This is a genomic window from Paenibacillus sp. 01L418 (assembly GCF_056400045.1).
This window is the reverse complement of record NZ_JBFTSN010000013.1, coordinates 1-26,731: the sequence shown is the minus strand read 5'-3', so window position 1 is coordinate 26,731 and position 26,731 is coordinate 1. Positions and strand designations below refer to the sequence as shown.

Here is a 26,731-nt window from a genome sequence, read left to right as displayed (position 1 = left end):
CGAAATAACCATGGATGGTATCCATGGTTATTTCTTTGTAGTAAAAGGGAATAATGAGTCTGTACTTTTCAAATATTATTCATAAATGAACATTATCTGAATGTTTTACTATGCTATAATTATCGATAACATCAATGCTTGATCGCTTAAAGAGAAGGAGGCAGGTGACCGCGCATGCACATTATCGCAGTAGGACTGAATTACCGAACGGCTCCCGTAGAAGTAAGAGAACAATTTGCGTTCGCAGAACGGGATTTGCCGGAAGCATTAATACAGCTCATTCAGACACAAAGCATAATGGAATGTGTCATAGTAGCGACCTGCAATCGGACGGAGCTTTATGCAGTTGTAGATAGGCACCATCTATGCGGGCATTACATTCGAAGCTTTATGGAGAAGTGGTTTAAGCTGCCTAGGCAGCACTTCACCAACCATTTATATATGTATGAGGACGAGAAGGCGATTGATCATTTATTCCGAGTAACGAGCGGACTTGATTCCATGGTCATCGGCGAGACTCAAATTTTGGGACAAGTAAAAACAGCTTTTCAGCTCGCACAGCAGCAGAAGACGACAGGTACAGTTTTTAATATGCTGTTTAAACAGGCGGTTACGATGGCCAAGCGTGCCCATTCCGAAACGTCAATTGGCGAATCTGCAGTTTCTGTGAGCTACGCTGCCGTTGAGCTTGGGAAACGGATTTTCGGACAATTCAACAAAAAAACGGTTATGGTCATTGGTGCGGGTGAAACGGGCGAACTGACTGCCAAGCATCTGTACACGAATGGCGCAGATCGCGTCGTTGTTGTAAATCGCACCTATGAGCGGGCAACACAGCTGGCAGACAAGTTTAATGGAATCGCATGGTCGATGGAAGAAGCAGTGGATAAGCTTCATGAAGCAGACATTATTATCAGCTCCACTGGCTCGAAAGAATATGTGTTAACGCGCAAACAGGTTGCAGAAGCTATGCAGCGTAGAAAAGCGAAGCCGCTCTTTATGATTGATATTGCGGTCCCGCGTGATTTGGACCCTTCGATTGCTGCCGTTGATAATGTATTCTTGTATGATATTGATGATTTAGAGGGCATCGTGGAAAGCAATCTCGCGCATAGGCGTCAAGAGGCTGCCAAAATTGAAGCGATGATTACCGAAGAAATTGAAGTGTTCGAGCAGTGGTACAAAACGCTTGGCGTTGTTCCCCTTATTCGAACTTTGCAATCCAAAGCAGCAGGCATTCACGAGGAAACGATGAACAGTTTGACGAATAAATTGCCTGATCTCGGCGAGCATGAGCTTAAAGTAATCCGTAAGCTAACAAAAAGCATCGTTAACCAAATGATGCAGGATCCTATTTTACGAATTAAAGAAATGGCTGGCGAGAAGCGGGCAGACGAAGCGATGGATATGTTCGTTAAGCTGTTTGCACTCGAGGAAGATCTTGCTAAAGCGCGTCAAGCGGAGCTTGAAGCGGCAACAGATACTGTCGCTGCTGCAAAAAAGAAAAATGTTCAACCCCATGCAGCTGCGGCGGTATTAGCACCTATTACAAGGTAGAGGGCTGCTAGGTGGAGGAGCTATGGAGACGCAAAACTTTTTATATGATGCGATACTTTATATTTACGCCCTGAGCCTGCTGTTTTATTTCTCCGACTTCATGAATGCAAGTCGGAGAGCGAAACGGATGGGTACAGGGCTGCTTATTTTTGTTTGGGTATTACAGACTGGTTACCTTGTTACTCGCATCGTATCTCATTTGCAAATGACGGAAGTATCAACCTTTGAATACTGGTTAGGCTTTTCTTGGCTTTTAGTTACCATTTCGCTAGTGATCAGTCGATTTATTAAAATTGATTTCATTGTGTTTTTTGTAAATGTTGTTGGTTTTGCGGTGTTGGCGCTTAACCTGTATAGTGACCCTGGAAATGGCGAGTCGCTTAAAGTTTGGGAAACAACAAGAGAGCTATTATACATTCATATCAGTCTCGTTTTGCTTGCGTATGCTGCATTAACCATAGGCGCTTTGTTCGCCGGCATGTATTTGTTTTTGCATAATCAGCTGAAACGAAAGCGCTGGTCAAACTTTGTGCGCAGATTGCCAAGCCTCGATATGATTGAGCGTTATGGAGATCGAGCAGTCATTGTTGGCGTTCCATTGTTTGCAATGTCGCTTGCGATTGCGGTGACGTCTATACTTGTCGAAAGACGGTTTGCGTTGTTGATTGACTGGAAGGTACTGTCTTCCTTTGGAACCTTGGTCATGTACATTATTTATGTGTACCAGAGAGCGATGCTCAAACGTCCCGGATTGCAATTGGCCCGCTTTTATATTATTTCGTTTGGTTTGCTGCTTCTGAATTTGTTTACTAATTATTTCTCCTCCTTTCATTAACGAGAATTGACTGCTGGAGGCAAGGACGGCAATGAATGGTTTATATCCAATTTTCATGCAGCTTAAAGGCAAACGCTGCGTTATAATCGGCGGCGGAAGCGTGGCGCAGCGAAAGCTGCAAGGGCTGCTGGCTGCTGGAGCGGATGAAATATGGGTCATCAGCCCGTCATTAACTCCTCAACTCGTGAGTTTGGCTTCCGACGGGGAAATCAACTGGTTCCAGCGAGAATACAATGATGGCGATCTTGCTGGTGCATCGTTAGTGTTTGCGGCAACAAACGATAAACGTTTAAATGCGGAGATTGCGGCCGCCGCCGATCGGCTTGGCATTTTAGTAAACGCGGTGGATGATGCGGACAAAGGCTCGTTTATTTCACCTTCGATTGTCAGGCGTGGAGATTTGCTGCTGGCGGTTACTGCTTCAGGTGCAAGCCCGGCATTGTCTCAGCAAATAAAGAAAGAGCTTGCAGCGCTTTATGGCCCGGAATACGAAGAAATAACTATAGTAATGCGAYGCTTTCGGGAGAAAGTGTTAAACAGCTTGCTTGATGAACAGGAGAGACAATCCGTGCTGAAGCTTGCGGCCGAAGAGGCAGCGACGCTAAAGCGGATCAATATTGATATGGATGAATGGCTGCAAAGCTTGCTTCATCGGATAGACAGGGGGCTTACATAATGGCAACAACTAACCAAGGACAACGAATTATCGTGGTAGGAACAAGGCAAAGCGCACTTGCGCTTACACAAACGGGACAAGTGATCGATGAACTGACACGCATAAGTGAGAAGCATGGGTTTGATTATAAGTTTGAAGTGAAAAAAATAGTAACAAAAGGTGATCGCATACTTGATGTTACGCTGTCTAAAGTAGGTGGAAAAGGGCTGTTCGTTAAGGAAATCGAACAAGCACTTGCAGACGGTGTAATTGATTTGGCCGTTCACAGCATGAAGGACATGCCTTATGAGCTTCCAGAAGGGTTAATAAATGGAGCGATTCCAAGACGCGTCGATCCTAGAGATTGCCTTATCACTCGTGAAGGCGGCGGATTGTCTGAATTGCCTCTAGGTGCGAGAGTGGGAACGAGCAGCCTGCGCAGATCCTGCCAGCTTAAAAACGCGAGACCTGATCTTCAGCTTGAGTCCATAAGGGGCAATATAGATTCCCGTATTCGCAAATTAGAAACCGAAGGTTTCGATGCGGTTGTGCTTGCTGCAGCTGGTCTGAAACGCATGGGATGGGAAGATCGCATATCTGCGAACATTCCTGTTGATGTATGCTTGCCTGCTGTAGGACAAGGCGCACTTGGCATTGAATGCCGCGAGAATGATGAACAAGTTCGAGAGCTGCTTTCCCTTCTTAACGATGATGAAACCGAGGTTACGGTACGAGCTGAGCGAAGCTTCCTTGGTTCACTGAATGGTGGATGCCAGGTGCCGATAGGCGCATATTGCACATTAGGTGATGAGCTCCCAGGCCAAAGCGGGAAACATGAGCTTATCCTGACGGGCATGGTCGGATCGCCGGACGGAGCAACGCTGCTGAAAGAAGTGATGAAGGGAATTGATCCTGAACAGCTTGGTCGTGATGTTGCAGATGCACTCATTGCACGCGGCGCAGACCGTATTTTAGCTGAAATTGGGGGATGACGGGCTTGGACAAGGGGAAGGTATATTTAGTTGGCGCCGGACCGGGAGATCCGAAGCTGATTACGGTGCGCGGACTGCAATGCTTGGAGGAATGTGAGGTTGTCGTTTACGATCGCTTGGCAAGCCCGAGATTGCTCCGGTACGTGAAGCCGGGAGCGGAGAGAATTTACGTCGGCAAGCTGCCAGACCGTCATACAATGAAGCAGGAGGAAATCAACCAGCTTCTTGTCGATTTGGCGCTGCAAGGCAAGATCGTTACACGTCTGAAAGGCGGAGATCCTACGATTTTTGGACGAGTTGGAGAAGAAGCCGAGCTTCTTTATGATAACGGAATCGAGTTCGAAATCGTGCCAGGCATTACCTCGGCAATCGCAGTTCCCGCTTACGCAGGCATTCCAGTCACACATCGTGATATGGCATCATCCTTGTCCATTATTACGGGTCATGAGAGTCCGGATAAGCTTGACCGCTCCATTCATTGGGATAAAGTAACGAATGCTACTGGAACCCTTATTTTTCTAATGGGTGTTGCCAAAATAGGATATATTTCTGATCAGCTCATGAAGCATGGCAAGCCGCCGAAAACGCCAGTTGCGCTTATTCGCTGGGGAACGAGAGTTGAACAGCGTACCATTGTTGGCACGCTGGAAACCATTGAGGGGATTGTCAAAGCAGCGAATTTCCAGCCGCCTGCTGTCATTGTGGTAGGCGATGTTGTACTGCAGAGAGAGAAGCTGAAATGGTATGAGAACAAGCCGCTATTTGGCTTGCGTATACTCGTTACACGAGCTAGAGCACAGGCAAGCGAGCTAGCTGAACAGATTGAAACGCTTGGCGGGGAGCCTTGCGAGTTTCCAGTCATTGAAACGATTGAACCAACGGACCCCGTTGTTGTAGCTAACTTGAAGGAACAGTTGGAGCAGGCAGAAAAATATGAGTGGCTAATGTTTACGAGTGTAAACGGCGTGGAGTACTTTTTTGGATGGCTGCGTAAATTTAATATCGATATTAGGAGATTTTTTGGTGCGAGAATTGCAGCAGTTGGTCCTAAGACAGCTGAGGCGCTTGCAAAGCGCGGCTTAGTGGTTGATGAGCTGCCTGTAAAGTTCCATGCGGAAGGCTTGCTGGACAAGCTGGCGCCGCAGCTGAAGGCCGGAGAACGAGTGCTGCTGCCTCGAGGAGATCTTGCACGCGAGGTATTGCCCCGTGAGCTGAAGGAAATGGGACTTGTGCCAACGGAAATCGATGTTTATGAAACGGTCATTGTCGATGAGCAGGACGAGCTTGCCCTCGAATGGATTCGCGAGAAAGATATTCACATGATTACATTCACTAGTTCATCGACGGTGACCAATTTGCTTGAGGTATTGAGACGCAAGGGCGTTTCAGATCCAGTACAACTATTAGCGGACATTCCCATTGCGAGTATTGGCCCGCTTACAACAAAGACTGCACTAGAAGCAGGCTTGAAGGTTGCTATTGAGCCAGAAGATTCAACGCTGGATAGTATGCTTAAAGCAATCGTTGATTATCAGCAAAAACAACTTGCTAAGCTAGTCGAGGAGGAATACTAAGTGATGAGTTTCCCAACAGTAAGAAATCGCAGATTACGCAAAACGTCTGCTCTTCGGAGCATGGTAAGAGAAACCGTGCTGAGTGTAAATGATTTTATATATCCGATCTTCGTTACGCATGGTGTAAATATAAAAGAAGAAATTCCATCAATGCCGGGTGTATACCATCTGTCGATGGATCTTTTGGAGCAGGAGATTCGTGAAGTGGTTGCTTGCGGCATTCAATCGGTGCTGCTGTTCGGCCTTCCAGAATATAAAGATGCTTTGGGATCTTCGGCTTATGATGCGAACGGTATCGTTCAACAAGCGATAAAAGCAGTGAAGAAGTGGGCGCCGGAGCTTGTTGTTGTCGCTGACACTTGTTTATGCCAATTTACCGACCACGGTCATTGCGGCATCGTACATTTGCATGAGGAAACAGGCATAGCGGAAGTGGATAATGACTCCTCGCTTGATCTGCTCGTACAAACGGCGGTATCGCAAGCGGAAGCAGGAGCAGACATTATCGCACCTTCCAATATGATGGACGGCTTTGTGCTTGCTATTCGTGAAGGACTAGATGATGCTGGCTTTAGTGATGTTCCGATTATGTCTTACTCTGTTAAATTTTCTTCGGCTTACTACGGCCCTTTCCGTGATGCCGCACATTCGGCTCCACAATTCGGCGACCGCAAAACATACCAGATGGACCCAGCTAACGTACGCGAGGCACTTCGTGAAGCAGAGTCAGATATTGCTGAGGGTGCCGATATGCTAATGGTCAAGCCTGCTTTAGCTTACTTGGATATTTTGAGGCTGCTTAAGGATAAATATAATTTACCGGTTGTCGCTTATAACGTCAGCGCCGAATACTCGATGGTGAAAGCCGCTGCAGCTAATGGCTGGATCGATGAGCAATCGATCGTTCTAGAAACCTTGCTAGGCATGAAGCGTGCTGGTGCTGATCTCATTATTACGTACCATGCAAAGGATGCGGCACGTTGGTTGAAGGGAGAGGGGTAAGCAGATGAGTGAACAGTCGAACCTTAGAAATGATGCGCGCTCAGTAGAAGCTTTCGAAAGAGCGAAAAAAGTAATGCCAGGCGGTGTAAACAGCCCGGTTAGAGCATTCAAATCAGTGGGCTTGAACCCTGTCTATATGGAGCGGGGAGAAGGCAGCCGCATTTATGATATCGATGGCAACAGCTATATCGATTATGTAGCATCATGGGGCCCTCTCATTATGGGTCATGCCCATCCTGAAGTGATCGAAGCGATTAAACGTACGGCAGAGAAGGGGACAAGCTTCGGCGCCCCAACAGAGCTTGAAACATTGATGGCTGAGCTTGTTTGCGAGCGAGTACCTTCAGTTGATATCGTTCGCATGGTTAACTCCGGTACGGAAGCGACGATGAGCGCCATTCGGCTTGCTCGCGGTTATACGAAACGAAGCAGGATTTTGAAGTTCGAAGGCTCATATCATGGTCATGCGGATAGCTTGCTCATTAAAGCAGGCTCAGGCGTTGCGACGCTTGGTTTGCCTGACAGCCCGGGTGTACCGGAGCATGTAGCTTCGCATACGATTACGGTACCATACAACGATATTGAATCGGTAAAGCTTGCTTTCGAAAAATTCGGTGAGGAAATTGCTTGTGTCATCGTTGAACCGGTAGCTGGCAACATGGGCGTTGTTCCGCCATTGCCTGGTTTCTTGCAAGGGTTGCGCGACATTACAACGCAGTACGGTGCGGTTCTTATTTTTGACGAGGTAATGACGGGCTTCCGTGTTGGTTATAACTGCGCGCAAGGACTTTACGGTATTACGCCAGACCTTACTTGCTTTGGCAAAGTTATTGGCGGCGGATTGCCAGTCGGCGCATACGGCGGCAAACGGGAGCTTATGGAGATGATTGCACCGAGCGGACCTATCTATCAAGCGGGAACCTTATCAGGCAATCCGCTTGCGATGGCGGCAGGTTATGCAACATTGAATCTGCTAACCCCTGAAGTGTATGAGCATATGGAGCRTCAAGCAGTTAGGCTGCAGCTTGGTTTTGAAGCGAATGCGCGCAAACATGGCATTGCAAATACGATTAACCGTGTTGGATCGATGGTTTGTCCRTTCTTCACGGATACGTTTGTCATCAATTTCGAAACGGCAAAAACATCCGATCTAGAGCGCTTTAAGGCTTATTTTGCGGCGATGCTTGATTTGGGTGTAAGCATTGCTCCTTCACAATTTGAAGGCATGTTTGTTTCCGGGGTTCATACGAATGAGGATATAGATGCGACAATTGAAGCGCATGATATTGCGTTTAGCCGCTTGTAATATCGCTGTATTTTGAAATGAAGGCAAGAGGCTCGTAAGGAAGCGAAGTTGTTTTTTTACTTCGTTTACGATTGGGAGGAACGTTATATGATTGATGGTCAGATGAAGAGGAATGGACAATGGCTGGAGCTAGACTGGCTTGCTCTTGGCGCTGCGTCCTCTGATACCATTAATCCTGAATCGGAAAAGGATCCGGCAGCAACGCCGGAGCTTGCGCAGCCGCGGGCTGGCAGTCATCCGCACCTTGTGCGTCAGTGGCTGCTGGCCCGTTCCTTTTTTCCGCAGAAGTGGATTAATCGGTTGTTTTCAATTGGAGGCATTCAGTGGAACGGGGAGCAGCTGCAGCTGCTTGCTTTCCCGCCAGTAGATCCGCGCAGTGATGCTTCATATCGTCACCTGCGCAGGGATACTAAACTAAATATGCCAGATGTGTTATATGAAGACGATTTCTGCATCGTATTTGACAAGCCAGCTGGCATGGCAGTGCATGGATCATCTCCCGGTCAAAGCGGAACGCTGGATGAGGCGGCGGCATGGCATCTTTTGAGCCAAGGCGATCCGCTGAATATACGTCATATCCACAGGCTGGATGATGATACGTCTGGTCCCGTTTTATATGCAAAAAATGATTTGGCCCAGTGGAAGCTTGATGAGGCGATGAGAGCGAAAGCGATAGACAGACAATATATGGCTGTCGTTCAAGGCCGAATGTCAAAGCTTTCGGGTACGATCAATATGCCAATAGGGAAGGATCGACATCACCCGGCAAGGCGCAGAGTTTCAGAAAACGGCGATCTAGCAATTAGCCATTACGAGGTTGTGGCAGCAAATTCTCGATCGTCACTAATACGTGTAAAGCTTGAGACGGGACGAACGCATCAAATTCGGGTTCACTTAAGTCATATTGGACATCCGCTGCTTGGAGACGGTCTGTATGGAGGCAGCACAGCACAGTTGAAGCATCAAGCGCTGCATGGGGAAAAGCTTGTTTTTCCTCATCCTCTGACCGACTCGCTAATAGAAGCAGCCTCGCCTTGGCCGCAATGGCTGATGCAGCTTTCAGAAGAGATGGAGTTCCGTTCAAAATGATAGTCATGCTCCTGCCCAACCTACCATATAGATAAGTAGTGAATGTAACGTTAGACCAAGCATTCAGTATGAGAGGGGAGGATTTAGGCGTGTCGGATCAAACGAACGGATTACGTTTTGATGTGTATGAGCGCGTCCACTTGCCCGATGATGTTGCGGCAATTGACGAGTTGGAGGAAATTGAGCTTGTTCCTCGTATTCAAGTTATCGATCAAGGGGACCATGCCGTGCTTAGAGGGCAGCTTCTGCTTAGCGGGGTATATAGGAGTCAAACTGATTCCGAAAACTCCCTGACGCTGGAGCACTGGATACCGGTCGAAATAACGCTGCCAATGAACCGAATATCACGGCTGGATGATATTTCGATTGAAATTGACAATTTTGACGTCGATCTTTTGTCTGCTCGCACATTAAACATTACGGGTGTTCTTTCTTTGCGCGGTATTTCTGCTCAGCCTATTCAGGAGCCGGAGGACATTTGGCGCGAAGAACCTTTTACTGTCATTCATCAACGGGAAGTTTATGATGAACGAGCCGTGGAAGCTTTTAATGGTCAAAATGCCGCTATTGAACAATCGTACATAGCGGAAGAACTTGAGCTTGCTGCGCAAGAGGAGATTTCAAACGAGCAAATAGCCGATGCATCGGATGAGCCTGAGGAAGCAACCGTAACCATCTCTTCCTCATCTTCAGGTGGAGGTTGGTCATCTTCGCAGTTATTCGCCTCTCCTGCTCCGCAGGAAGAGGATGTGGAGAGCCAAGAAGATGAGAGAGAAATTTCACTATCTTCTCAGCAAACAAGCAACGAGGGCTGGTTAGCAACATCCTCGCCGTTTGCAAATGATTCCGCAGTGATTCCACCAGTTGAAGCAGCAAGCGAGCAAGTACTGGCGGAGGAACGTGAAGAGCCGGTACAAATCGATGCTCCAATAGCTCAAATAGCTCCAGTAGCAGAGGCTTTCCCGCAGCAGCAGATTCCTGTTCCAGAGCAGGAAAAGCAGGAGCCGCGTATCGCAATTACAAACAAGCAGCCGCAAGAGGGTTCTGGTTTGGCAGGAGACGTCGGCATTCTCACGCTGCTTCAGACGAGTCGGCGTGAACAAGCAGCACGTCAGGCGGCAGAACAGGTAGTCGCTCAGCAGCGGGCAGATGAGGAAGCTAGAGTACAGGCTTCCGGCGATGAGATTGAGTGGAAAAACTTATTTCTGGGCAAACGCTCGGAAGATAAGGAATTTAAGAAAATTCGGATGTGTATTGTGCAGCGGGACGAGACGCTTGATGTCATCGCTACACGCTATAGCATGAATCCGAGGGAAATTGTAATGTATAACCGATTGGACGACTCAAGTGTGTCGGAAGGACAGCTGTTATACATTCCATAGAGGCTTCTGTAACGAAAATGCCCTTATTGCTCATTAATTTGAGCGATAGGGGCATTTCTTGCTTCTGCCGAGGTTGACTCAGGTCAGCAACAAAGGTATGATAAAAGTATATATGTGTTATAACGACATTGATGGGGAATAGTAGGCAGCAAAGCCTTCAGAGAGTGGAACCGTTACGCTGAGAGGTTCTGCAGGAAGTGACTGCTACGAGTCGCCCCGGAGTTGCCTGAGCCAAGTAGGAGCAACCTGTGCTCTACCGAAGTCAGGCCGGCCGCAGCCGTTATCTGTTTGAGTGCCATGCGGATACATTTCGTGTGGAACAAAGGTGGTACCACGGAAGCTTAACCTTTCGTCCTTTATGATAAGGGCGGCAGGTTTTTTTTGTTTTTGTAGATCGATTTATGGAGGATGGACGAATGTCAGAAAATCAAACGACAACTGCAATGCCGACAACTTATGATCCTAAGGCAGCTGAGCAGAAATGGTACGATTACTGGATGCAGGGAAAATTTTTCGAGGCAGGCAAACGACCGGATGCACAGACGTATACGATTGTTATTCCGCCTCCTAACGTTACCGGAATGCTGCATATCGGGCATGCGTTAGATTTTACCCTACAAGATATTTTAATTAGAACAAAGCGTATGCAAGGTTTCGACACGCTATGGGTGCCAGGAACTGACCATGCGGGCATCGCGACGCAAACAAGAGTTGAGCAGAAGCTGCGTGAGCAAGGAATTTCGCGCTACGACCTAGGTCGTGAAGCATTCCTAGAGAAAGTATGGGAGTGGAAGGATGAGTACGCAAGTACGATTCGCGATCAATGGTCGAAGATGGGACTTTCCCTCGATTATTCGAGAGAGCGGTTCACTTTGGATGAAGGCCTCTCCAAGGCTGTACGCGAGGTTTTTGTTAAGCTGTATGATAAGGGCTTGATCTATCGCGGCAAAAAAATCATTAACTGGGACCCTGCTGCTCGCACAGCTCTTTCAGATATTGAGGTAGAGCACAAGGAAATCAATGGTCATTTGTATCACTTGAAATACCCGCTTAAGGACGGTTCAGGCTTTATAACGGTTGCAACGACACGTCCAGAGACGATGCTCGGCGATACAGCTGTAGCGGTTCATCCAGAGGATGATCGTTACAAGCACTTGATTGGGCAAATGATCGTGCTTCCAGTCGTTGGGCGCGAAATTCCGATTATTGCAGATGAGTACGTCGATAAGGAATTTGGTTCAGGTGCCGTAAAAATTACGCCTGCACATGATCCAAATGACTTTGAAGTTGGCGAGCGCCACAGTCTGCCGCAGATCATTGTGATGGATGAGACAGGTACTATGAACGCTGAAGCTGGTCCTTATCAAGGTCTCGACCGTGCGGATTGCCGCAAGCAGCTCGTTAAGGATTTGCAGGAGCAAGGTGTATGCGTGGAAATCGAAGATCATGTGCATCAAGTTGGTCACAGTGAGCGAAGCGGCGCCGTTGTTGAGCCCTATTTGTCTACACAATGGTTCGTTGCAATGAAACCTCTAGCTGAGGCTGCAATCGCAGCTCAAAAGGCTGGCAAAGGTGTCAACTTCGTACCTGAGAGATTCGAGAAAATATATTTGCACTGGATCGAGAACGTACGCGATTGGTGTATTTCGAGGCAGCTATGGTGGGGTCACCGCATACCGGCTTGGTATGATGAGACGACAGGTGAAACACATGTCTCCCGTGAGAATATGGAGGGCGATCACCTTACCCAAGATAATGACGTGCTTGATACGTGGTTCAGCTCTGCATTATGGCCGTTCTCTACGCTAGGCTGGCCGGATGAAACGAATGACCTGAAACGTTATTACCCAACGGATGTACTCGTAACGGGTTATGACATCATTTATTTCTGGGTATCCCGAATGATCTTCACAGCTCTTGAGTTTACAGAGCAATCTCCGTTCAAGGATGTGCTGATGCACGGACTTGTTCGTGACTCCGAAGGACAAAAGATGTCCAAGTCGAAGGGCAATGGTGTCGATCCGCTTGAGGTTATCGAGAAATATGGTGCAGATGCTATGCGTTATATGATCTCGACAAGCAGCACGCCAGGACAGGATTTGCGTTTCCGCTGGGAGAAGGTTGAGCAATCGCGCAACTTTGCGAACAAGATTTGGAATGCATCACGCTTCGCGCTGATGAATCTTGAAGGGGTTGAAGCAGCTGATATTGATATCACTGTTAACCTCGGTACAGCGGATCGCTGGATTTTGCATCGTCTGAATGAAACGGTTCGTGATGTAACTCGATTAATTGACAGCTATGAGTTCGGTGAAACTGGACGTCTATTGTATAATTTCATTTGGGACGATCTTTGCGACTGGTACATTGAATTCGCTAAGCTTAGCCTTTACAGCACGGATGAAGCAGCTAAAAAAGCTACGCAATCGGTACTTGCTTATGTGCTAGACCGTACGCAGCGCCTTATTCACCCGTTCATGCCATATATCAGCGAAGAGATTTGGCAGCATCTGCCTCATGTTGGCGATACGATCACTTTGGCAGAATGGCCGGTTTATGATACTGCGCTTGAAGCGCCGGACGCTGTGAAAGAGATGGAGCTCCTGATGGAGATGATCCGTTCAGTGCGCAATATCCGAGCAGAAGTAAATGTTCCGATGAGCAAAAAGATTGAAATGCTAATTAAGCCTGCTAGCGAGGCTGAAGCTGCTATTATGTCCCGCAACGAAGAATTTATTAAACGTTTCTGCGGTACGTCAAGTTTGGAGACTGGCCTGCACATTAGTGCGCCGGACAAAGCAATGACTGCGATTTTAACTGGTGCTGAGATTTATTTGCCGCTTGCCGGCTTAATCGATATTGCTCAGGAGATTGCTCGTTTAGAGAAGGAACATCAGCATTTGAATACCGAGGTAGAGCGGATTGAGAAGAAGCTCAGCAATGAAGGCTTTGTGGCAAAAGCGCCAGCTAAGGTTATCGATGAAGAACGCGCCAAAATGAACGATTATGCAGACAAACGCGACAAGGTACTAGCTAGAATTGCGGAATTGCGCGGATAACGCTGCAAAACGGAAGAAGGACGATTAGTATGGCAGAACAACAAATAGAGCAGCGGCCTGCAGGGCCGCTGCAATCCTACCGGGAAGCGGTAGATTGGATTACTGGGCTAATTCCATTCGGTATACGTCCAGGTCTTGATCGGATCGAGGAATTGATGGAACGGCTGGATAATCCGCATCGCAGATTAAAGTTTATCCACATTGCCGGGACAAATGGGAAAGGGTCTACTTGTGCATATTTGACGAGCGTTTTGCTGCGCGGCGGATATGATGTAGGCACATTTACATCGCCATATATAACGAAGTTTACGAATCGTTTTCAATATAACGGCATCRATATCGAAGAAGAGACGCTGCTTAGACTTGCCAACGAGCTAAAACCTCATGTTGATGAGCTTGCTCAGACAGAACTAGGCTCGCCTACGATGTTTGAAGTATCTACAGCGCTGGCTATTCTTTTTTATGCAAAGGTCACTTATCCCGATTATGTCGTGTGGGAGACTGGACTTGGCGGCAGGCTTGATGTGACGAATATCGTTCAACCGGTTGTTTCCGTCATTACGAATATTGGCCATGACCATATGGATAAACTCGGTGATACGATTGCTGCAGTTGCGAGCGAAAAAGCTGGCATTATTAAAGCAGGAATACCGGTTATTAGTGCGGTTACTCAGCCAGAGGCAATTGAGGTTATCAAGCAAGCAGCTGAAGGTAAAAAAAGCACGCTATATTTGTTAGGTGAGCAGTTCCATGAAACGGCAATCTCGGTTCGCGAGAATGAACAAACTTTCCGCTTCGACAATCTATTCCGCAGCATCGAGCCTTTGACAATCACGCTAAATGGCGCCCATCAACGGACGAATGCAGCGGTTGCTGTCATGACGCTTGAGATACTTCGCCAATATAATGCACTGGTCATCGAAGATGATGTTCTGGCGGAAGGGCTTCAAAAGGCTGCGTGGCCGGGACGACTTGAGATGGTTTCTGATCAGCCTCGTATTTTGGTCGATGGCGCACATAATCCAGAAGGTGCAGAGTCACTCGTGGACGCTTTAAAAAATACTTACAAATATGATCGGTTACATCTTATGATGGGTATGCTGGAGAATAAGAATCATCAGGATGTTCTTAAGCATATACTACCAATAGTGGATACGCTTATTGTGACCGAGCCTGACTATCGAATGAAAAAAGATGCCTCTGCTTTGGCTGATTTGGTACGTGAAATGCGTCAGCAACAGCCAGATCAGTACGCTTTCGAGCTTGTAGTGGAATCAAACTGGCAAGCAGCATTACAAAAACTACAACAGTTAACCGGGGAAACAGACCTTGGAGTCGTGACAGGCACGCTATATTTAATTGCTGACGTTCGCTCCCGCATTTTGTATGACTCGGATTCTGAAAAAGGTTGGTGAACCGTCTTTGAATACGGCAGAACACGTTCATTTCATCGGAATCGGCGGTTACGGAATGAGTGCCATTGCCCGCGTTATGCTGGAAATGGGCTATAAGGTGACCGGGTCCGATGTCGCACGTCAAGAATTAACAGAGAAGCTTGCAGCAAATGGTGCCAGCATTTATATCGGTCATCAGCCCGAGCATGTGAATGGAGCGGACTTGGTCGTATACTCTACGGCACTTTCCAAAGATAATGTTGAACGGAAAGCAGCTGAAGAGCTCAATATCCCAGTTTTGCATCGATCGCAAATGCTGGCTAGATTGATGAATGCAGGCAAAGGAATCGCAGTAGCCGGCGCACATGGCAAGACGACGACCTCTTCAATGATCGCGCTTGTTATGGAATCTTGCGGTGCGGATCCAACCTATATTATCGGTGGCGAAATCGTTAATGTAGGTACAAACGCAAAAGCGGGCAAAGGTGAATACGTCGTAGCGGAAGCGGACGAGAGTGATGGTTCATTCCTTCATTATCACCCTACGCTTGCTATCGTGACGAATATTGAGCCGGATCATCTTGAAAATTATGATGGCGATTTCGGCAAGCTGAAGGCTGCTTATGTGCAGTTTTTGCAGCAGGTGAAAGCGGACGGCAAGGCGATTGTATGCGCGGATGACGAGACGGTTAACGAATTGATACCGCAAGTATATCAAGGCAATATGAACTCATCGCAGCTAGTGACTTATGGCATTGACGGCGATGCAGACTATAAAGCTCAAAATGTTGTACTTGGAGACCGGAAGGTAACCTTTACAATGACGCATAAAGGGACATTGCTTGGAGATGTGGAGCTATCTGTTCCAGGTCTTCACAATGTGTACAATGCAATGGCTACTGTTATTACTTGTCTCGAAGCAGGCTTGTCCTTTGACAAAATTGCTGTTGCGATTCAATCATTTAGAGGCGCGAAACGCCGCTTCCAGGTGCTTGGGGAAGTTAATGATATTTTGGTCATTGATGACTATGCGCATCATCCAACGGAGATCAGAGCGACAATCAGCGCTGCAAAAGCAACAGGTAAGCGTATTATTGCCGTGTTTCAACCACAGCGTTATACGCGGACGTTTTTCTTATTCGAGCAATTCAGCCGCGCATTCCCAGAGGCCGATGAGGTAATTATTACCGACATCTACTCGCCGGCAGGCGAACTGCAAATCGAAGGAGTAACATCCCGCAAGCTGGTGGAGCTGATCAAAAGCAACAGCAACGCGAACTCCGAGTATATTCCAACCAAAGAAGAAGTGCTTGCATACTTGACTGAGCGGGTCGCACCAGGCGATCTTGTTATCACCATGGGAGCAGGCGACATTTGGAAGGTAGCGGATTCGTTAGCGAAATCGTTAAAATCAAACCAATAAGCAGCTAATGCCCGGGATTCCATATCGGAATCACCGGGCATTTTGTATAAGCATGGGACTTTTCGTAAAAAAGGCTCTAAATAAGCCCACATAAAATTAGCTTCAAAAATCGATAAAGTTGAATCTCACTAATCCAATTCCCTGTCCCCCAATTCAATTGCTTGTACTCACTACCTAATTCACCTCTCACTCTATACCTCACTCATTCACTCACTCACTCACTCACTCACTCACTCACTCACTCATTCACTCACTCATTCACTCACTCATTCACTCACTCATTCATTCACTGATCTAATCAACCCACTTAAACTAGCACTAGCTCAAAATCCTCATAATTCAACAACCCAATAACCTATGTTTTAAAAAGCCTCCACCGCCTCCCAGCGGGACGGAGTGCACTAAACCTCATAAATCTACAATCAAAATTTACGGACCCTTAATAATCCGTTTACGGGTCTCAGAATACGCATCAAGGTTTTATGAAACGCCGAGCGTGTCAAAGCGGGACAGGCTTTTGTTAGTCCAATTGCGAGTCTCAGAGGATGCAGTAAGGTTTGTAGAAGCTTCCAGCGTGTCTAAGTAGGGACGAAGCTCACTCCAAGCGACATTTGCTTATTAACGCTAGTTGCAGACTTTTAATATTTCAATTGGGAGTCTCAGAGGATGCAGCAAGGTTTGTAGAAGCTTCCAGCGGGTCCCAGAGGGACAAAGCGCTCCAACGCTTCATGAACTGTTGGACGCCGGATGTGGTTGTACGTTAGTTGAGTTGCGGGTGTCCAGAGGGTGCAACCCTTGGGGCCCTCCCTTGGAAGGGAGGGTTTGGGTGGGTTCGAAAATCATTTAATCTTTAATTTTGAAATGGTAATCTCTTTAATTTAAAACCTTTGAAGGTTTGGTAGATAACCCTCTAAGGGCATGGGTCTAAATCTCTCAAATGTCTCATAGATTAATACTAGATGAAAGGGACAAGGAGTGGATGAAATGACTCAGAAAAACCGTATTACTTATCGTTTTGACCGTAATGGCAATGGACAGTCCGTTAACGAAGAAAGCCGCAGCAATGACAATCAACAAGAGGCTCTCGACCATAAAGCAGCATCACCCAACAACTCTAATAACAATGCGAATAAAATGATTTCCAAGAAAGTTGTTCCTCTATACCCATCTACAGAGAAGCATTCCGTCAGCGAAGTGAGTCCATGGAACAGTCCGTTCCAAGAGGATATTGGCGCATTGGAGCAGCTTATTAGAGATGCTGATTCGAAGCCAGTATCCACTCCAAAACAGGCTCAGCCCAATCCTCCAAAAGAGAAGAAAAAAACGATAAAACCAACCTTTATGGATGATCCCTATGAGCAGCCTGAGGATCAACAGACATATACGGAAAGGTATTCAGATAGGGAATATATGCAGGAGCCGATTCAAGCGTATGAAGAAGAGTTCGTAGAAGACGAAATCAGTATAAAAAGAGTGAACAATGCGCGAGCGAAACGTAAGGCGGGAGCGCCATCATGGTTTAATGTATTTTTGTCAGTGACGGCTGCGCTTGCTACTGGAGCGCTGTTTGGTTATTTATTGTTGTCATTGTTTACGGGGGCAAGCATTTGGCCGGGAGGAACTGGTAATAAGCCTGACTCAGTACCCGTGATTGGTGATTCTGTCCAAGAAGGAACAGGCAAAGAACCGGTTGCAGGTGTAGGTGAGGAAAGCAAGGAAGCGGGAGTTGAAAATAAAAATGACCCTGCAGCAAAACCAGATCCGAATACTGCGATGGCTGCACTTAAGGGGCTGGATCGTTCTTATTATTTGCTGCAATTTGGCGTGTTTAGCAATACAGAGGGCAGGGATGCCGCAATGGCGCAATTGGCCGAGAAAGGGCTTGCTGGCGCTGCTATGACAAGTGCTGCTGATTATCGCGTATATGTAGGCATGGGTACAGATCGAAAAGGAGCTCAGGTTATTCGGAATATGATGCCGGAAATCGATCTTTATATCAAAGAAGTAAATATAGTAAATCCAGGAAAAATACCGTTTAAAGGCGATCAAAAAGCAGCACAATCTTTCTTCGATCAAACGGCTGTAGTCGTCCAAATGTTGGATGAATTAACATTAGCCCAGCTGGAACAGCCGACCTTATCGCCGCTTGGCGATGTTGCAGCAAATTCGTGGAAAGCCGAGCATCAAAAATGGACAGAAAACGCGGAAACGCTGCGAATAGGTATAGTAGATGCGGAAGGTAAGGCCTATTTGGATAAAATCAATCAAGCGATGAATGCGGCAGCAAAGACGATGGCAGAGTACGATAAAAAGCCTTCTCAAGCACAATTGTGGAAGACGCAAGCGGAAGTTATGAAAGTGATCATTACGCAAAAAGAATGGTTTGAGAAGATCAGCGCATTGTAAACGAATAGGTTCATGCGTATAATAGTCTTAGGTGTCATTTCATGGCGAGAGGCGTTGAAAGATGAAGAAAAACGGCTGGATTCTTCTCATATTTATCATACTTGGATTGTTGGCTGGCGCTCTAGTAGCGCGATGGCTGACTCCAGTTMCAGGCATCTCTTTTTTAACGAAACCAATCGAAACATCATGGTCACCTGCTGTCGATCTATATGTGCTCAGTTTCAATCTAACGCTTCATCTGCAAATCAGCTTGTTTAGCTTAATTGGAGCCGTAATTGCAATATGGTTATACCGCAAAATGTAGTGCAGCAGACATTGACGCATGAAGGAAAGCATGAAGGAGCGCAGCATTCAATTTATGGAATATAAAAAATTACGCAACGAAGCGATTAGCCAGCTCGTACTGGCCTCTTCGTCACCGCGCCGGAAGGAACTGGTCGCATCGCTGGACCTTTCTTTGCCGGTTTATATTTTGTCTACTGATACGGATGAAACGATTGAAGCGGGCTGGTCGCCATCGGAAGTTGTTGAGCAGCTCAGCCTGCGCAAAGCAAAAGCAGCTATACCTCTACTGCAACAAAAGCAGGAGGTACCAACGTCTTTAATTATTGGTGCGGACACCATTGTCGTGCTTGACGGAGATGTGCTTGGCAAGCCTGTTGACGACGAAGAGGCAAAGTCTATGCTTAGACGCCTTCAAGGCCGCTCCCATGAAGTGTATTCAGGAGTTGCTTGTGTTCTCTCTACTAGCGGGGAAGCATTGGTTGCCCATCGCAAAACGAAGGTAATGATGAAGCCGCTTAGTGAGGATCAGATTGCTAGGTACGTTGCTACCGGCGAGCCGAGGGACAAGGCGGGCTCTTATGGCATACAAGGACTTGGAGCGACGATTGTAGAGCAAATTGACGGCTGTTATTTTAATGTCGTTGGCTTGCCGTTATCGCTTCTCTCAGACATGCTCGCTTCCTATGACATTGCTGTTTTTTAAAAGGTAATTTAATTGATTTCAATCGGATTTTTTTTCATGAATGTGGCAGGATATGAATAATTCATTTTTTCGAAGAGGCGGGATTGGGACATGTTGCCGCAACCTATGATTTTGCGTGAAGTCCCCCATGAAGAACGTCCAAGAGAGCGCATGATGAAATATGGGGCAGAAGCACTTAGCCATACCGAATTGTTAGCCATACTGCTGCGAACAGGTACGAAGCGGCAATCTGCCGTACATTTGGCAGGAGCGGTGCTTAAGCAATGCGGCAGCCTGCGTAATTTAATGGATATGAGCATGGAACAATTAACAGCCATTCGAGGAATTGGTCCGGCAAAGGCGATTCAGCTTCGTGCTGGCATTGAACTGGGGAGAAGAATTTCCCGGAGTCAGCTGGGTGAGACGGTTATTGTGCGCAAGCCGCAGGATGCTGCGGAATATGTGATGGAAGAGCTTCGCTATTTGAAGAAGGAGCACTTCGTATGTTTATTTTTAAACACAAAAAACCATATTATTGCCCGCGAAACCTTATCTGTCGGTACGCTTAATGCATCGCTAGTACATCCTCGAGAAGTATTTCGTGCAGCTATTTCACGTAACAGCGCATCTATCATTTGTGTTCATAATCACCCAAGCGGCGATCCTACGCCAAGCCCGGAAGACATTGCGTTAACGGGACGTCTAGCGGAAGCTGGACAGCTAGTCGGAATTGAAGTTCTTGACCATTTGGTAATCGGTGACGGAAGATTCGTAAGTTTGAAGGAACAAGGTCATATGTAATATAATTAAGTGATGTGGCAATTAGAAGGGAGCAAGAACATGTTTGGTGGTTTTTCGAAAGATTTGGGTATTGATTTAGGAACAGCGAATACGTTGGTATTCGTCAAGGGAAAAGGAATTGTGGTAAGGGAGCCTTCCGTGGTGGCCCTTCGTACAGATACAAAAACAATTGAAGCAGTAGGCGAGCAAGCCAAAAAAATGATCGGTAGAACGCCCGGCAACATTCGTGCTGTTCGTCCGATGAAAGATGGCGTTATCGCTGATTTTGAAACGACCGCTACGATGATTAAATATTTTATTCGCCAAGCCCAAAAACAGCGTTCTTTATTTCCTCGTCATCCAAACGTAATGGTTTGTGTGCCGTCAGGCATAACAGCGGTTGAGAAACGCGCAGTCGAGGATGCGACTAAGCAAGCTGGAGCTCGTGAGGCCTATACGATTGAAGAACCATTCGCAGCAGCGATTGGCGCTGATTTGCCTGTATGGGAGCCGACAGGCAGCATGGTAGTTGATATTGGCGGAGGTACAACAGAGGTTGCTGTTATTTCATTAGGCGGAATCGTTACGGCGAGATCCATTCGTGTAGCTGGTGACGAGATGGATGAAGCGGTTATTCAATATATTAAAAGACAATACAATCTGATGATCGGGGAACGTACATCCGAGCAGCTGAAGATGGAAATTGGTTCAGCACTTCCACTGGATCGTCCGGAAACGATTGAAATTCGTGGACGCGATCTCGTATCGGGATTGCCTAAGACACTAGCGATTACATCCGATGAGATTACAGAAGCATTAGCAGATACCGTTAATGCCATTGTTGACGCGGTGAAAGTAACGCTGGAGAAATGCCCGCCGGAGTTGTCTGCGGACATTATGGATCGCGGTATCGTGCTCACAGGCGGCGGCGCCTTGCTGCGCAATCTGGACAAGCTGCTTCAAAGAGAGACAGGCATGCCTGTTATTGTTGCCGACAATCCGCTTGATTGTGTTGCGATCGGTACTGGCCGCTCGCTCGATAATATTCATTTATTTAAAGCAAGAAGCTCATCTCGTTCGAGACGCTAAGTTAGGTCCGATCGGGAAACGGATATGAAATGGGCAGGTGGTCGAGCTGTTTAAGCTAATGAGAAATAAGCGTATGTTTATGCTTATGATCGGGTTTATTTTATTCATAGCGGTCATCGGCTTCTCGCTAAGCGACCGCAAGGAATTATCGTGGCCGGAGAAATTTTTGAAGGATTCGGCAGCATACGTGCAGCAATGGTTCTACAAGCCCGCTGGTTATATAGCGGGCTTCTTCGAGGATATTAGTAATTTACGTACGATTTATGAAGAAAATGAGCAGCTGCGCCTTACAGCTGCAGCTTATTCTCGTGACAAGATTAATTACAATTTCGTAGAAAAAGAGAATGAACGTTTAAAGGCAGAACTCTCGTTCACACAGCGTCAGAAAGAGATGTACAATTATAATTATTTGATCGCACAGGTTGTATCGATCAGCAACGATGCGAATAACCGCACGATGACGATTAACCTAGGTTCCAGAGATGGCATCAAACCGAATATGGCCGTAACAACCATAGAAGGGTTGATCGGTCTCGTAAGTTCAGTAACCCCCAATTCGGCAGCTGTTACTCCAATTACAGAACTTGACGAAGCATCACCAACGTTCAACTCCATTGCTGTGACGATTATGGGTCGTGAGAATGAATCATTTGGTGTTCTGAGCAGCTACAACAAGGAAACGTCTAGAATCGTTATGACGAAAATCGCCGAAGACGATAAAATGGAATTTCAAGATACAGTTATTACATCTGGCCTAGGCGGAATTTATCCAAGAGGACTCGTTGTCGGAACGGTTGAAAACAAGCAGCTTGGCGACTTCGGCCTTACATATACAGCATCGGTCAAGCTATCAGCAAGTTTTGATCATCTGACTGAGGTATTTGTTGTTCAGGTCCCTGAAATGGAGGAAGCCGAGAAATGAGCTTGAACCGAATCATCCTGCTCATGTTGCTCTTGTTTGTTATCGAGGGAGCAGTGATGCCGTGGATTATTCCAGCCGGCTTCGGTCAACGGATCATTCCTCACTTTGTATTTGTAATGGTCATCTTCTCAGGCCTATATAGCAGAAGGCATCTTGCACTCATGCTTGGCATAAGCTTCGGATTGCTTCAGGATATTGTATACTTTGGTCATCTGCTTGGAATTAATGCGTTTATTATGGGTTTAATGGGTTACTTTACTGGCGTATTGCTGGAGCATCGCCGTTCAACGCTTATGATGGCGATTTCTGTTGTGGGTTTTGCCTGCATTCTATATGACAGCGCCATATATTTCATTTACAAAGCATTTCGAATTACGAATGAAAGTTATGCATGGGCTCTTATCGATCATATCCTTCCTAGTTTATTTTTACAGCTGGCGTTTGCACTCTTGTGTTATGTACCGGCGCGAAAATGGTTTGAAGGGCAGACATTGGTCAAAGCAGAGAAGGATGAGGAATAAAATATTGCTGCAGGCAGGATTTTGCCCAGCTTAGCAAGAATCCATTAGGTTGGGGAGGGACGAACGTGACCGATAAGCAGCATATTATTATTAAGGGTGTAAAAGAAGGTCTCGTGTTCCTTCTCGACGATAAATGTGAATTTGCGACGCTTCTAGATGAATTGCAATACAAGCTGGAGAAGACGCATCAGCAGTTGCTCACAGGTCCCCTTGTTCACGTTCAGGTGAAGCTTGGATCCAGGCAGATTTCTGATGATGATAAAGATCGCATCAAAAACGTGATACGTTCACAAGGAAACCTAATGGTTCAATCTGTTGAGTCTGAAGCGCCTAAGATCGATCCTCAGCTCGGACAGCAACCTAATCTGCAAGTGCTCACGTCTATTATACGCTCAGGCCAAACTTATGAGCATGATGGGGATTTACTTTTAATCGGCGATTTGAATCCAGGCGGTACTTTAATGTGTACAGGTGACATATATGTGCTGGGTGCATTGCGTGGAACCGCGCATGCTGGGATTGGCGGGAGGACGGACGTGATTATAGCGACTTCACTCATGCGGCCAACTCAGCTCCGCATTGCGGATGTAATCAGCAGACCGCCAGAGGAATGGATGACCGGCGATGCCTCTATGGAGTTCGCCTTCTTAAGTGAAGGTAGAATGCAAATTGATAAGCTAGCGCAATTATTCCGCATACGGCATAATCCTATAATGTTTAAAGGAGTGTAGAATATGGGAGAAGCGATTGTTGTAACATCAGGAAAAGGCGGCGTCGGCAAGACGACCACTTCGGCGAACCTGGGTACCGCGCTAGCTTTACTTGGTAAGAAGGTTTGCATGGTTGATACAGATATCGGACTTCRCAATCTGGACGTGGTTATGGGACTTGAGAATCGAATCATTTATGATTTGGTTGATGTTGCCGAGGGCCGCTGCCGCTTGAATCAGGCGCTCGTTAAGGACAAGCGCTTTGAAGAGCTATACATGCTTCCTGCCGCACAGACGAAGGATAAGGATTCTGTTACGCCTGAACAAGTTCGAAATATGATTTTAGAGCTCAAGAAAGAGCATGACTATGTTATTATTGATTGCCCAGCGGGGATTGAGCATGGCTTTCGAAACGCAATTGCAGGTGCAGATCGGGCTATCGTGATCACTACACCTGAGAACGCTGCGGTGCGGGATGCCGATCGTGTAATCGGACTGCTGGAGCAGGAGAAAATACCAAGTAAGCTGATCATTAACCGGATTCGTCAAAATATGATGAAAACGGGTGAAATGTTGGATATCGATGAAATTTGTCAAGTGCTGGCAGTCGATTTGATCGGAATCGTACCTGATGATGAGAAAGTTATTTCTGCTGCAAACAGCGGAGAGCCGACAGTTATGAATCCGGCTTCACGTGCCGCAATCGCCTACCGGAACATCGCACGCCGCATACTTGGCGACATGGTTCCTCTCATGCTGCTTGATGAGAAGGCGGGAGCGTTCAAACGTTTCCGTAAGTTCCTCGGAATAGGATGATTACGACTTGCTTAACAAATTAAAAAAGCTGGATTGGGGAATTTTGATAATCTTAGTTTTCCTTATGATTATCAGTATCGTACTTGTCTATAGTGCAACTGCAAATAATCCAAAGTACGCCGGTCATGAGATCAAACAGCTGAAGTTTTACGGCTTAGGCTTTTTTGTAGCTATCGCAGCCACCTTATTTGATTATCGTATCGTTCTCAAGAGCTGGCATGTCCTTTATGGCATAGGGGTTACATTGTTGATTCTTGTTTATTTCTTTGGAGCGGTTATAAATGGGGCTAGAGGATGGTTTCAGTTTGGAGCCTTATCGTTTCAGCCTGCGGAAATGGTCAAAATTATACTCATTATCGGTATCGCTTATATTATGGGACGACGGCAAGGCGATCGGCTGACGTTCACACAAGATTTGCTTCCGATTGCAGCATTTGCTTTCCTGCCGTTTATGCTCGTAATGATTCAGCCGGATCTCGGCAATGCGATCATATACGTAGTTATCGTGTTAGGGATGTTATGGATTGGGAATGTCAAATATTCTCATGTCATTACAGGGATTACCGTCGTTGTTGTAAGTCTTGTCCTTTTTGTTTCTCTGTTCAATACATTCAATCAAGAAATTTACAATTACTTGAAAGATAATGAAATGGGACATTGGCATAAAAGGATTAATACATTCATTAATCCGGAGACGGCAACTGCAGATGATAAACATCAATCGGAAAATGCACAAATTGCAATCGGTTCAGGCGGTTTAAACGGTGACGGTTATATGCAAGGCGATATGAAAAATGGCGGTTTTGTACCTTATCCGTATTCTGACTCGATTTTTGTTGTTATCGGCGAGGAATTTGGTTTTCAAGGCGCAGCCATCTTATTGCTTCTGTATTTCTTGCTCATATATCGGATGATTATTATTGCTTTTAAGTGTTATGATTTGCGAGCCTCGTACATTATTATTGGCATCGTGTCCATGTATGTGTTCCAGGTGTTCCAAAACATCGGAATGATGATTGGAATTATGCCAATTACGGGAATTACGCTACCGTTTATTAGTTATGGAGGCACATCTCTACTGCTTAATATGTTGTCAATCGGACTTGTATTCAGCATTAAGGCACATCAAGAAAAATATGAGATGGCTGACTAAAGGTTAGCCAAGTTAGAAAGCTGCTTCTGAGACGGATGTTATCCGATCTTGGGGTGGCTTTTTTTATGATCAGCTGCGCTCGCATACTTGTCTCAATCCCCACATATCCATGTATAAAGGAACAAGCTGTCCCAAGGACGATGGAAGCGGGGGAAAAATGAGATGTTAATGAAGGATAATGAGAAGCGGCGCAATCAGCATAAAAATCAAAATACAGGGGATCGGAACTCTGTGCCTTTACAAGAAGAGGACATATATTCAGACCCTCGCATGCCATACAAGCACGGATATTTTGATGAAGACGAGGCGGAGGAGCTTGATCCAGAGGTCGTTTGGAAAACCAATCCTAATCCATGGGCAAATTGGAACGAGGACAAAGGGTATGTTGATAATAGAAGATTTATAAAAGGGCCAGTTCTATCGAATGAGAACGATCCGGGATCAGGCGGCGGGAAAAATAATTATACTTTCGGCAAGGAGCTGAAATGGAAGCTAGCAGTAGCATTGCTGTTATTTGGCGCGGTATGGGCTATGTTTCGATATGATACGGAATACACGCTCAAGGGACAAGCGCTCGTAAAACAAGCGCTTACGGATGAGATTGATTTTGCAGCTGCGGCTGCTTGGTATAAGGAAACGTTTGCTGGGGCTCCCTCCTTTATTCCTATTTTTCAGGACGATCCTGAACCTGCAGTAGGCGCAGATGGAACGGTAAAGCTGCCTATCGTAACCCCATTGGAAGGAGGATCGCTTGTTCGAACGTTTGCGGAGATGCTTAATGGTATAGAGCTTGCTGGAAGCTCTGAAGCAGAGGTTGTTGCAGCAGAGACGGGGCGCGTATTGCTATTATCAGATCAGAGTACGCAAGGTTCGACTATTGTTATCCAGCATGTCAATCAGCGCGTAACCGTATATGGGATGCTTGGGAAAACGAATGTAAAAGTAAACGACTGGGTTGAGGCAGGGGATTCTATCGGCAACCTGCTGAAAGCTGAAGGTACGCAGCCAAGCCTGCTATATTTTGCTGTTAAACAAAATGATTTGTATATCGATCCCGTGGGCGTGATACCGATTGATTAAATGGAAAGGAATCCAATCC

Annotated in this window: 23 protein-coding genes and 1 other annotated feature; all 23 genes read left to right on the top strand. The window is 46.5% G+C overall.

The genetic code is table 11. The features are described 5' to 3' along the window. Positions 1 to 174 precede the first annotated feature (174 nt). The 23 genes from hemA to AC1DSE_RS03350 all read left to right on the top strand — a co-directional run bounded on the left by hemA (position 175) and on the right by AC1DSE_RS03350 (position 26,712). Positions 175 to 1,557 carry a glutamyl-tRNA reductase gene (hemA, locus tag AC1DSE_RS03460; protein WP_477527404.1) on the top strand — a complete coding sequence of 461 codons (1,383 nt, stop codon included), beginning with the start codon at positions 175 to 177 and terminating at the stop codon, positions 1,555 to 1,557. A gap of 22 nt (positions 1,558 to 1,579) precedes the next feature. Beyond that, positions 1,580 to 2,392, top strand: coding sequence for a cytochrome C assembly family protein (locus AC1DSE_RS03455; protein ID WP_076271657.1), 813 nt, complete (start codon positions 1,580 to 1,582; stop codon positions 2,390 to 2,392). 31 nt (positions 2,393 to 2,423) lie between these two features. Continuing rightward, positions 2,424 to 3,068: a precorrin-2 dehydrogenase/sirohydrochlorin ferrochelatase family protein gene (locus tag AC1DSE_RS03450; protein ID WP_477527403.1), complete on the top strand. Its 645-nt coding sequence runs from the start codon at positions 2,424 to 2,426 to the stop codon at positions 3,066 to 3,068. After that, positions 3,068 to 4,039 carry a hydroxymethylbilane synthase gene (gene hemC / locus AC1DSE_RS03445; protein ID WP_339207845.1) on the top strand — a complete coding sequence of 324 codons (972 nt, stop codon included), beginning with the start codon at positions 3,068 to 3,070 and terminating at the stop codon, positions 4,037 to 4,039. The genes AC1DSE_RS03450 and hemC overlap by 1 nt, the downstream gene beginning before the upstream one ends. A gap of 5 nt (positions 4,040 to 4,044) precedes the next feature. Further along, a complete protein-coding gene (cobA, locus tag AC1DSE_RS03440) occupies positions 4,045 to 5,613 on the top strand; it encodes a uroporphyrinogen-III C-methyltransferase (protein ID WP_477511918.1) in 1,569 nt (522 codons plus the stop codon). Between the two features lie 3 nt (positions 5,614 to 5,616). Next, positions 5,617 to 6,615 (top strand): porphobilinogen synthase, encoded by a 999-nt coding sequence (gene hemB / locus AC1DSE_RS03435; RefSeq protein ID WP_076271668.1) that lies wholly within the window; start codon positions 5,617 to 5,619, stop codon positions 6,613 to 6,615. Between the two features lie 4 nt (positions 6,616 to 6,619). Further along, the gene (hemL, locus tag AC1DSE_RS03430) at positions 6,620 to 7,921 is read left to right on the top strand and encodes a glutamate-1-semialdehyde 2,1-aminomutase (RefSeq protein ID WP_477527402.1); all 1,302 of its coding nucleotides are present in this window, start codon (positions 6,620 to 6,622) and stop codon (positions 7,919 to 7,921) included. A gap of 87 nt (positions 7,922 to 8,008) precedes the next feature. Continuing rightward, positions 8,009 to 9,010, top strand: coding sequence for an RluA family pseudouridine synthase (locus AC1DSE_RS03425; protein ID WP_477511920.1), 1,002 nt, complete (start codon positions 8,009 to 8,011; stop codon positions 9,008 to 9,010). Between the two features lie 89 nt (positions 9,011 to 9,099). Beyond that, positions 9,100 to 10,392 carry a LysM peptidoglycan-binding domain-containing protein gene (locus AC1DSE_RS03420; RefSeq protein WP_441875749.1) on the top strand — a complete coding sequence of 431 codons (1,293 nt, stop codon included), beginning with the start codon at positions 9,100 to 9,102 and terminating at the stop codon, positions 10,390 to 10,392. Between the two features lie 119 nt (positions 10,393 to 10,511). Next, positions 10,512 to 10,752: a binding site (T-box leader), on the top strand. 56 nt (positions 10,753 to 10,808) lie between these two features. Next, complete coding sequence (locus AC1DSE_RS03415) at positions 10,809 to 13,451, top strand: valine--tRNA ligase (protein ID WP_076271664.1); 2,643 nt, start codon at positions 10,809 to 10,811, stop codon at positions 13,449 to 13,451. A gap of 29 nt (positions 13,452 to 13,480) precedes the next feature. Further along, positions 13,481 to 14,866 (top strand): bifunctional folylpolyglutamate synthase/dihydrofolate synthase, encoded by a 1,386-nt coding sequence (locus tag AC1DSE_RS03410; protein ID WP_477527401.1) that lies wholly within the window; start codon positions 13,481 to 13,483, stop codon positions 14,864 to 14,866. A 7-nt stretch (positions 14,867 to 14,873) separates the two neighbouring features. After that, a complete protein-coding gene (gene murC / locus AC1DSE_RS03405) occupies positions 14,874 to 16,268 on the top strand; it encodes a UDP-N-acetylmuramate--L-alanine ligase (protein ID WP_477511921.1) in 1,395 nt (464 codons plus the stop codon). A gap of 984 nt (positions 16,269 to 17,252) precedes the next feature. Continuing rightward, positions 17,253 to 18,674, top strand: coding sequence for an SPOR domain-containing protein (locus AC1DSE_RS03400; protein WP_477511922.1), 1,422 nt, complete (start codon positions 17,253 to 17,255; stop codon positions 18,672 to 18,674). Positions 18,675 to 18,735: 61 nt separating this feature from the next. Continuing rightward, on the top strand, positions 18,736 to 18,978 hold the full coding sequence (locus AC1DSE_RS03395) for a DUF4321 domain-containing protein (RefSeq protein WP_477527400.1): 243 nt from the start codon (positions 18,736 to 18,738) through the stop codon (positions 18,976 to 18,978). 54 nt (positions 18,979 to 19,032) lie between these two features. Then, positions 19,033 to 19,662 (top strand): Maf family protein, encoded by a 630-nt coding sequence (locus AC1DSE_RS03390; protein WP_477511937.1) that lies wholly within the window; start codon positions 19,033 to 19,035, stop codon positions 19,660 to 19,662. A 90-nt stretch (positions 19,663 to 19,752) separates the two neighbouring features. Next, positions 19,753 to 20,442, top strand: coding sequence for a RadC family protein (radC, locus tag AC1DSE_RS03385; RefSeq protein ID WP_076270860.1), 690 nt, complete (start codon positions 19,753 to 19,755; stop codon positions 20,440 to 20,442). A gap of 39 nt (positions 20,443 to 20,481) precedes the next feature. Next, positions 20,482 to 21,510 (top strand): rod shape-determining protein, encoded by a 1,029-nt coding sequence (locus tag AC1DSE_RS03380; RefSeq protein WP_076270859.1) that lies wholly within the window; start codon positions 20,482 to 20,484, stop codon positions 21,508 to 21,510. A gap of 73 nt (positions 21,511 to 21,583) precedes the next feature. Further along, complete coding sequence (gene mreC, locus AC1DSE_RS03375; RefSeq protein WP_430057735.1) at positions 21,584 to 22,432, top strand: rod shape-determining protein MreC; 849 nt, start codon at positions 21,584 to 21,586, stop codon at positions 22,430 to 22,432. Further along, positions 22,429 to 22,953 (top strand): rod shape-determining protein MreD, encoded by a 525-nt coding sequence (mreD, locus tag AC1DSE_RS03370; RefSeq protein ID WP_076270857.1) that lies wholly within the window; start codon positions 22,429 to 22,431, stop codon positions 22,951 to 22,953. The genes mreC and mreD overlap by 4 nt, the downstream gene beginning before the upstream one ends. A 65-nt stretch (positions 22,954 to 23,018) precedes the next feature. After that, the gene (locus tag AC1DSE_RS03365; protein WP_076270856.1) at positions 23,019 to 23,684 is read left to right on the top strand and encodes a septum site-determining protein MinC; all 666 of its coding nucleotides are present in this window, start codon (positions 23,019 to 23,021) and stop codon (positions 23,682 to 23,684) included. Between the two features lie 3 nt (positions 23,685 to 23,687). Continuing rightward, complete coding sequence (minD, locus tag AC1DSE_RS03360; protein WP_477527399.1) at positions 23,688 to 24,479, top strand: septum site-determining protein MinD; 792 nt, start codon at positions 23,688 to 23,690, stop codon at positions 24,477 to 24,479. A gap of 7 nt (positions 24,480 to 24,486) precedes the next feature. Further along, positions 24,487 to 25,632 (top strand): FtsW/RodA/SpoVE family cell cycle protein, encoded by a 1,146-nt coding sequence (locus AC1DSE_RS03355; protein WP_477511924.1) that lies wholly within the window; start codon positions 24,487 to 24,489, stop codon positions 25,630 to 25,632. 162 nt (positions 25,633 to 25,794) lie between these two features. Next, positions 25,795 to 26,712, top strand: coding sequence for a peptidoglycan DD-metalloendopeptidase family protein (locus AC1DSE_RS03350; RefSeq protein ID WP_477511925.1), 918 nt, complete (start codon positions 25,795 to 25,797; stop codon positions 26,710 to 26,712). Positions 26,713 to 26,731 lie beyond the last annotated feature (19 nt).

Bases quoted from the DNA above. Each gene is read 5' to 3' on its own strand.
- hemA (WP_477527404.1), top strand. From the start codon at position 175: ATGCACATTATCGCAGTAGGACTGAATTACCGAACGGCTCCCGTAGAA.
- AC1DSE_RS03455 (WP_076271657.1), top strand. From the start codon at position 1,580: ATGGAGACGCAAAACTTTTTATATGATGCGATACTTTATATTTACGCC.
- hemC (WP_339207845.1), top strand. From the start codon at position 3,068: ATGGCAACAACTAACCAAGGACAACGAATTATCGTGGTAGGAACAAGG.
- hemB (WP_076271668.1), top strand. From the start codon at position 5,617: ATGAGTTTCCCAACAGTAAGAAATCGCAGATTACGCAAAACGTCTGCT.
- AC1DSE_RS03425 (WP_477511920.1), top strand. From the start codon at position 8,009: ATGATTGATGGTCAGATGAAGAGGAATGGACAATGGCTGGAGCTAGAC.
- AC1DSE_RS03415 (WP_076271664.1), top strand. From the start codon at position 10,809: ATGTCAGAAAATCAAACGACAACTGCAATGCCGACAACTTATGATCCT.
- AC1DSE_RS03400 (WP_477511922.1), top strand. From the start codon at position 17,253: ATGACTCAGAAAAACCGTATTACTTATCGTTTTGACCGTAATGGCAAT.
- AC1DSE_RS03390 (WP_477511937.1), top strand. From the start codon at position 19,033: ATGGAATATAAAAAATTACGCAACGAAGCGATTAGCCAGCTCGTACTG.
- radC (WP_076270860.1), top strand. From the start codon at position 19,753: ATGTTGCCGCAACCTATGATTTTGCGTGAAGTCCCCCATGAAGAACGT.
- AC1DSE_RS03380 (WP_076270859.1), top strand. From the start codon at position 20,482: ATGTTTGGTGGTTTTTCGAAAGATTTGGGTATTGATTTAGGAACAGCG.
- mreC (WP_430057735.1), top strand. From the start codon at position 21,584: ATGTTTATGCTTATGATCGGGTTTATTTTATTCATAGCGGTCATCGGC.
- mreD (WP_076270857.1), top strand. From the start codon at position 22,429: ATGAGCTTGAACCGAATCATCCTGCTCATGTTGCTCTTGTTTGTTATC.
- AC1DSE_RS03350 (WP_477511925.1), top strand. From the start codon at position 25,795: ATGTTAATGAAGGATAATGAGAAGCGGCGCAATCAGCATAAAAATCAA.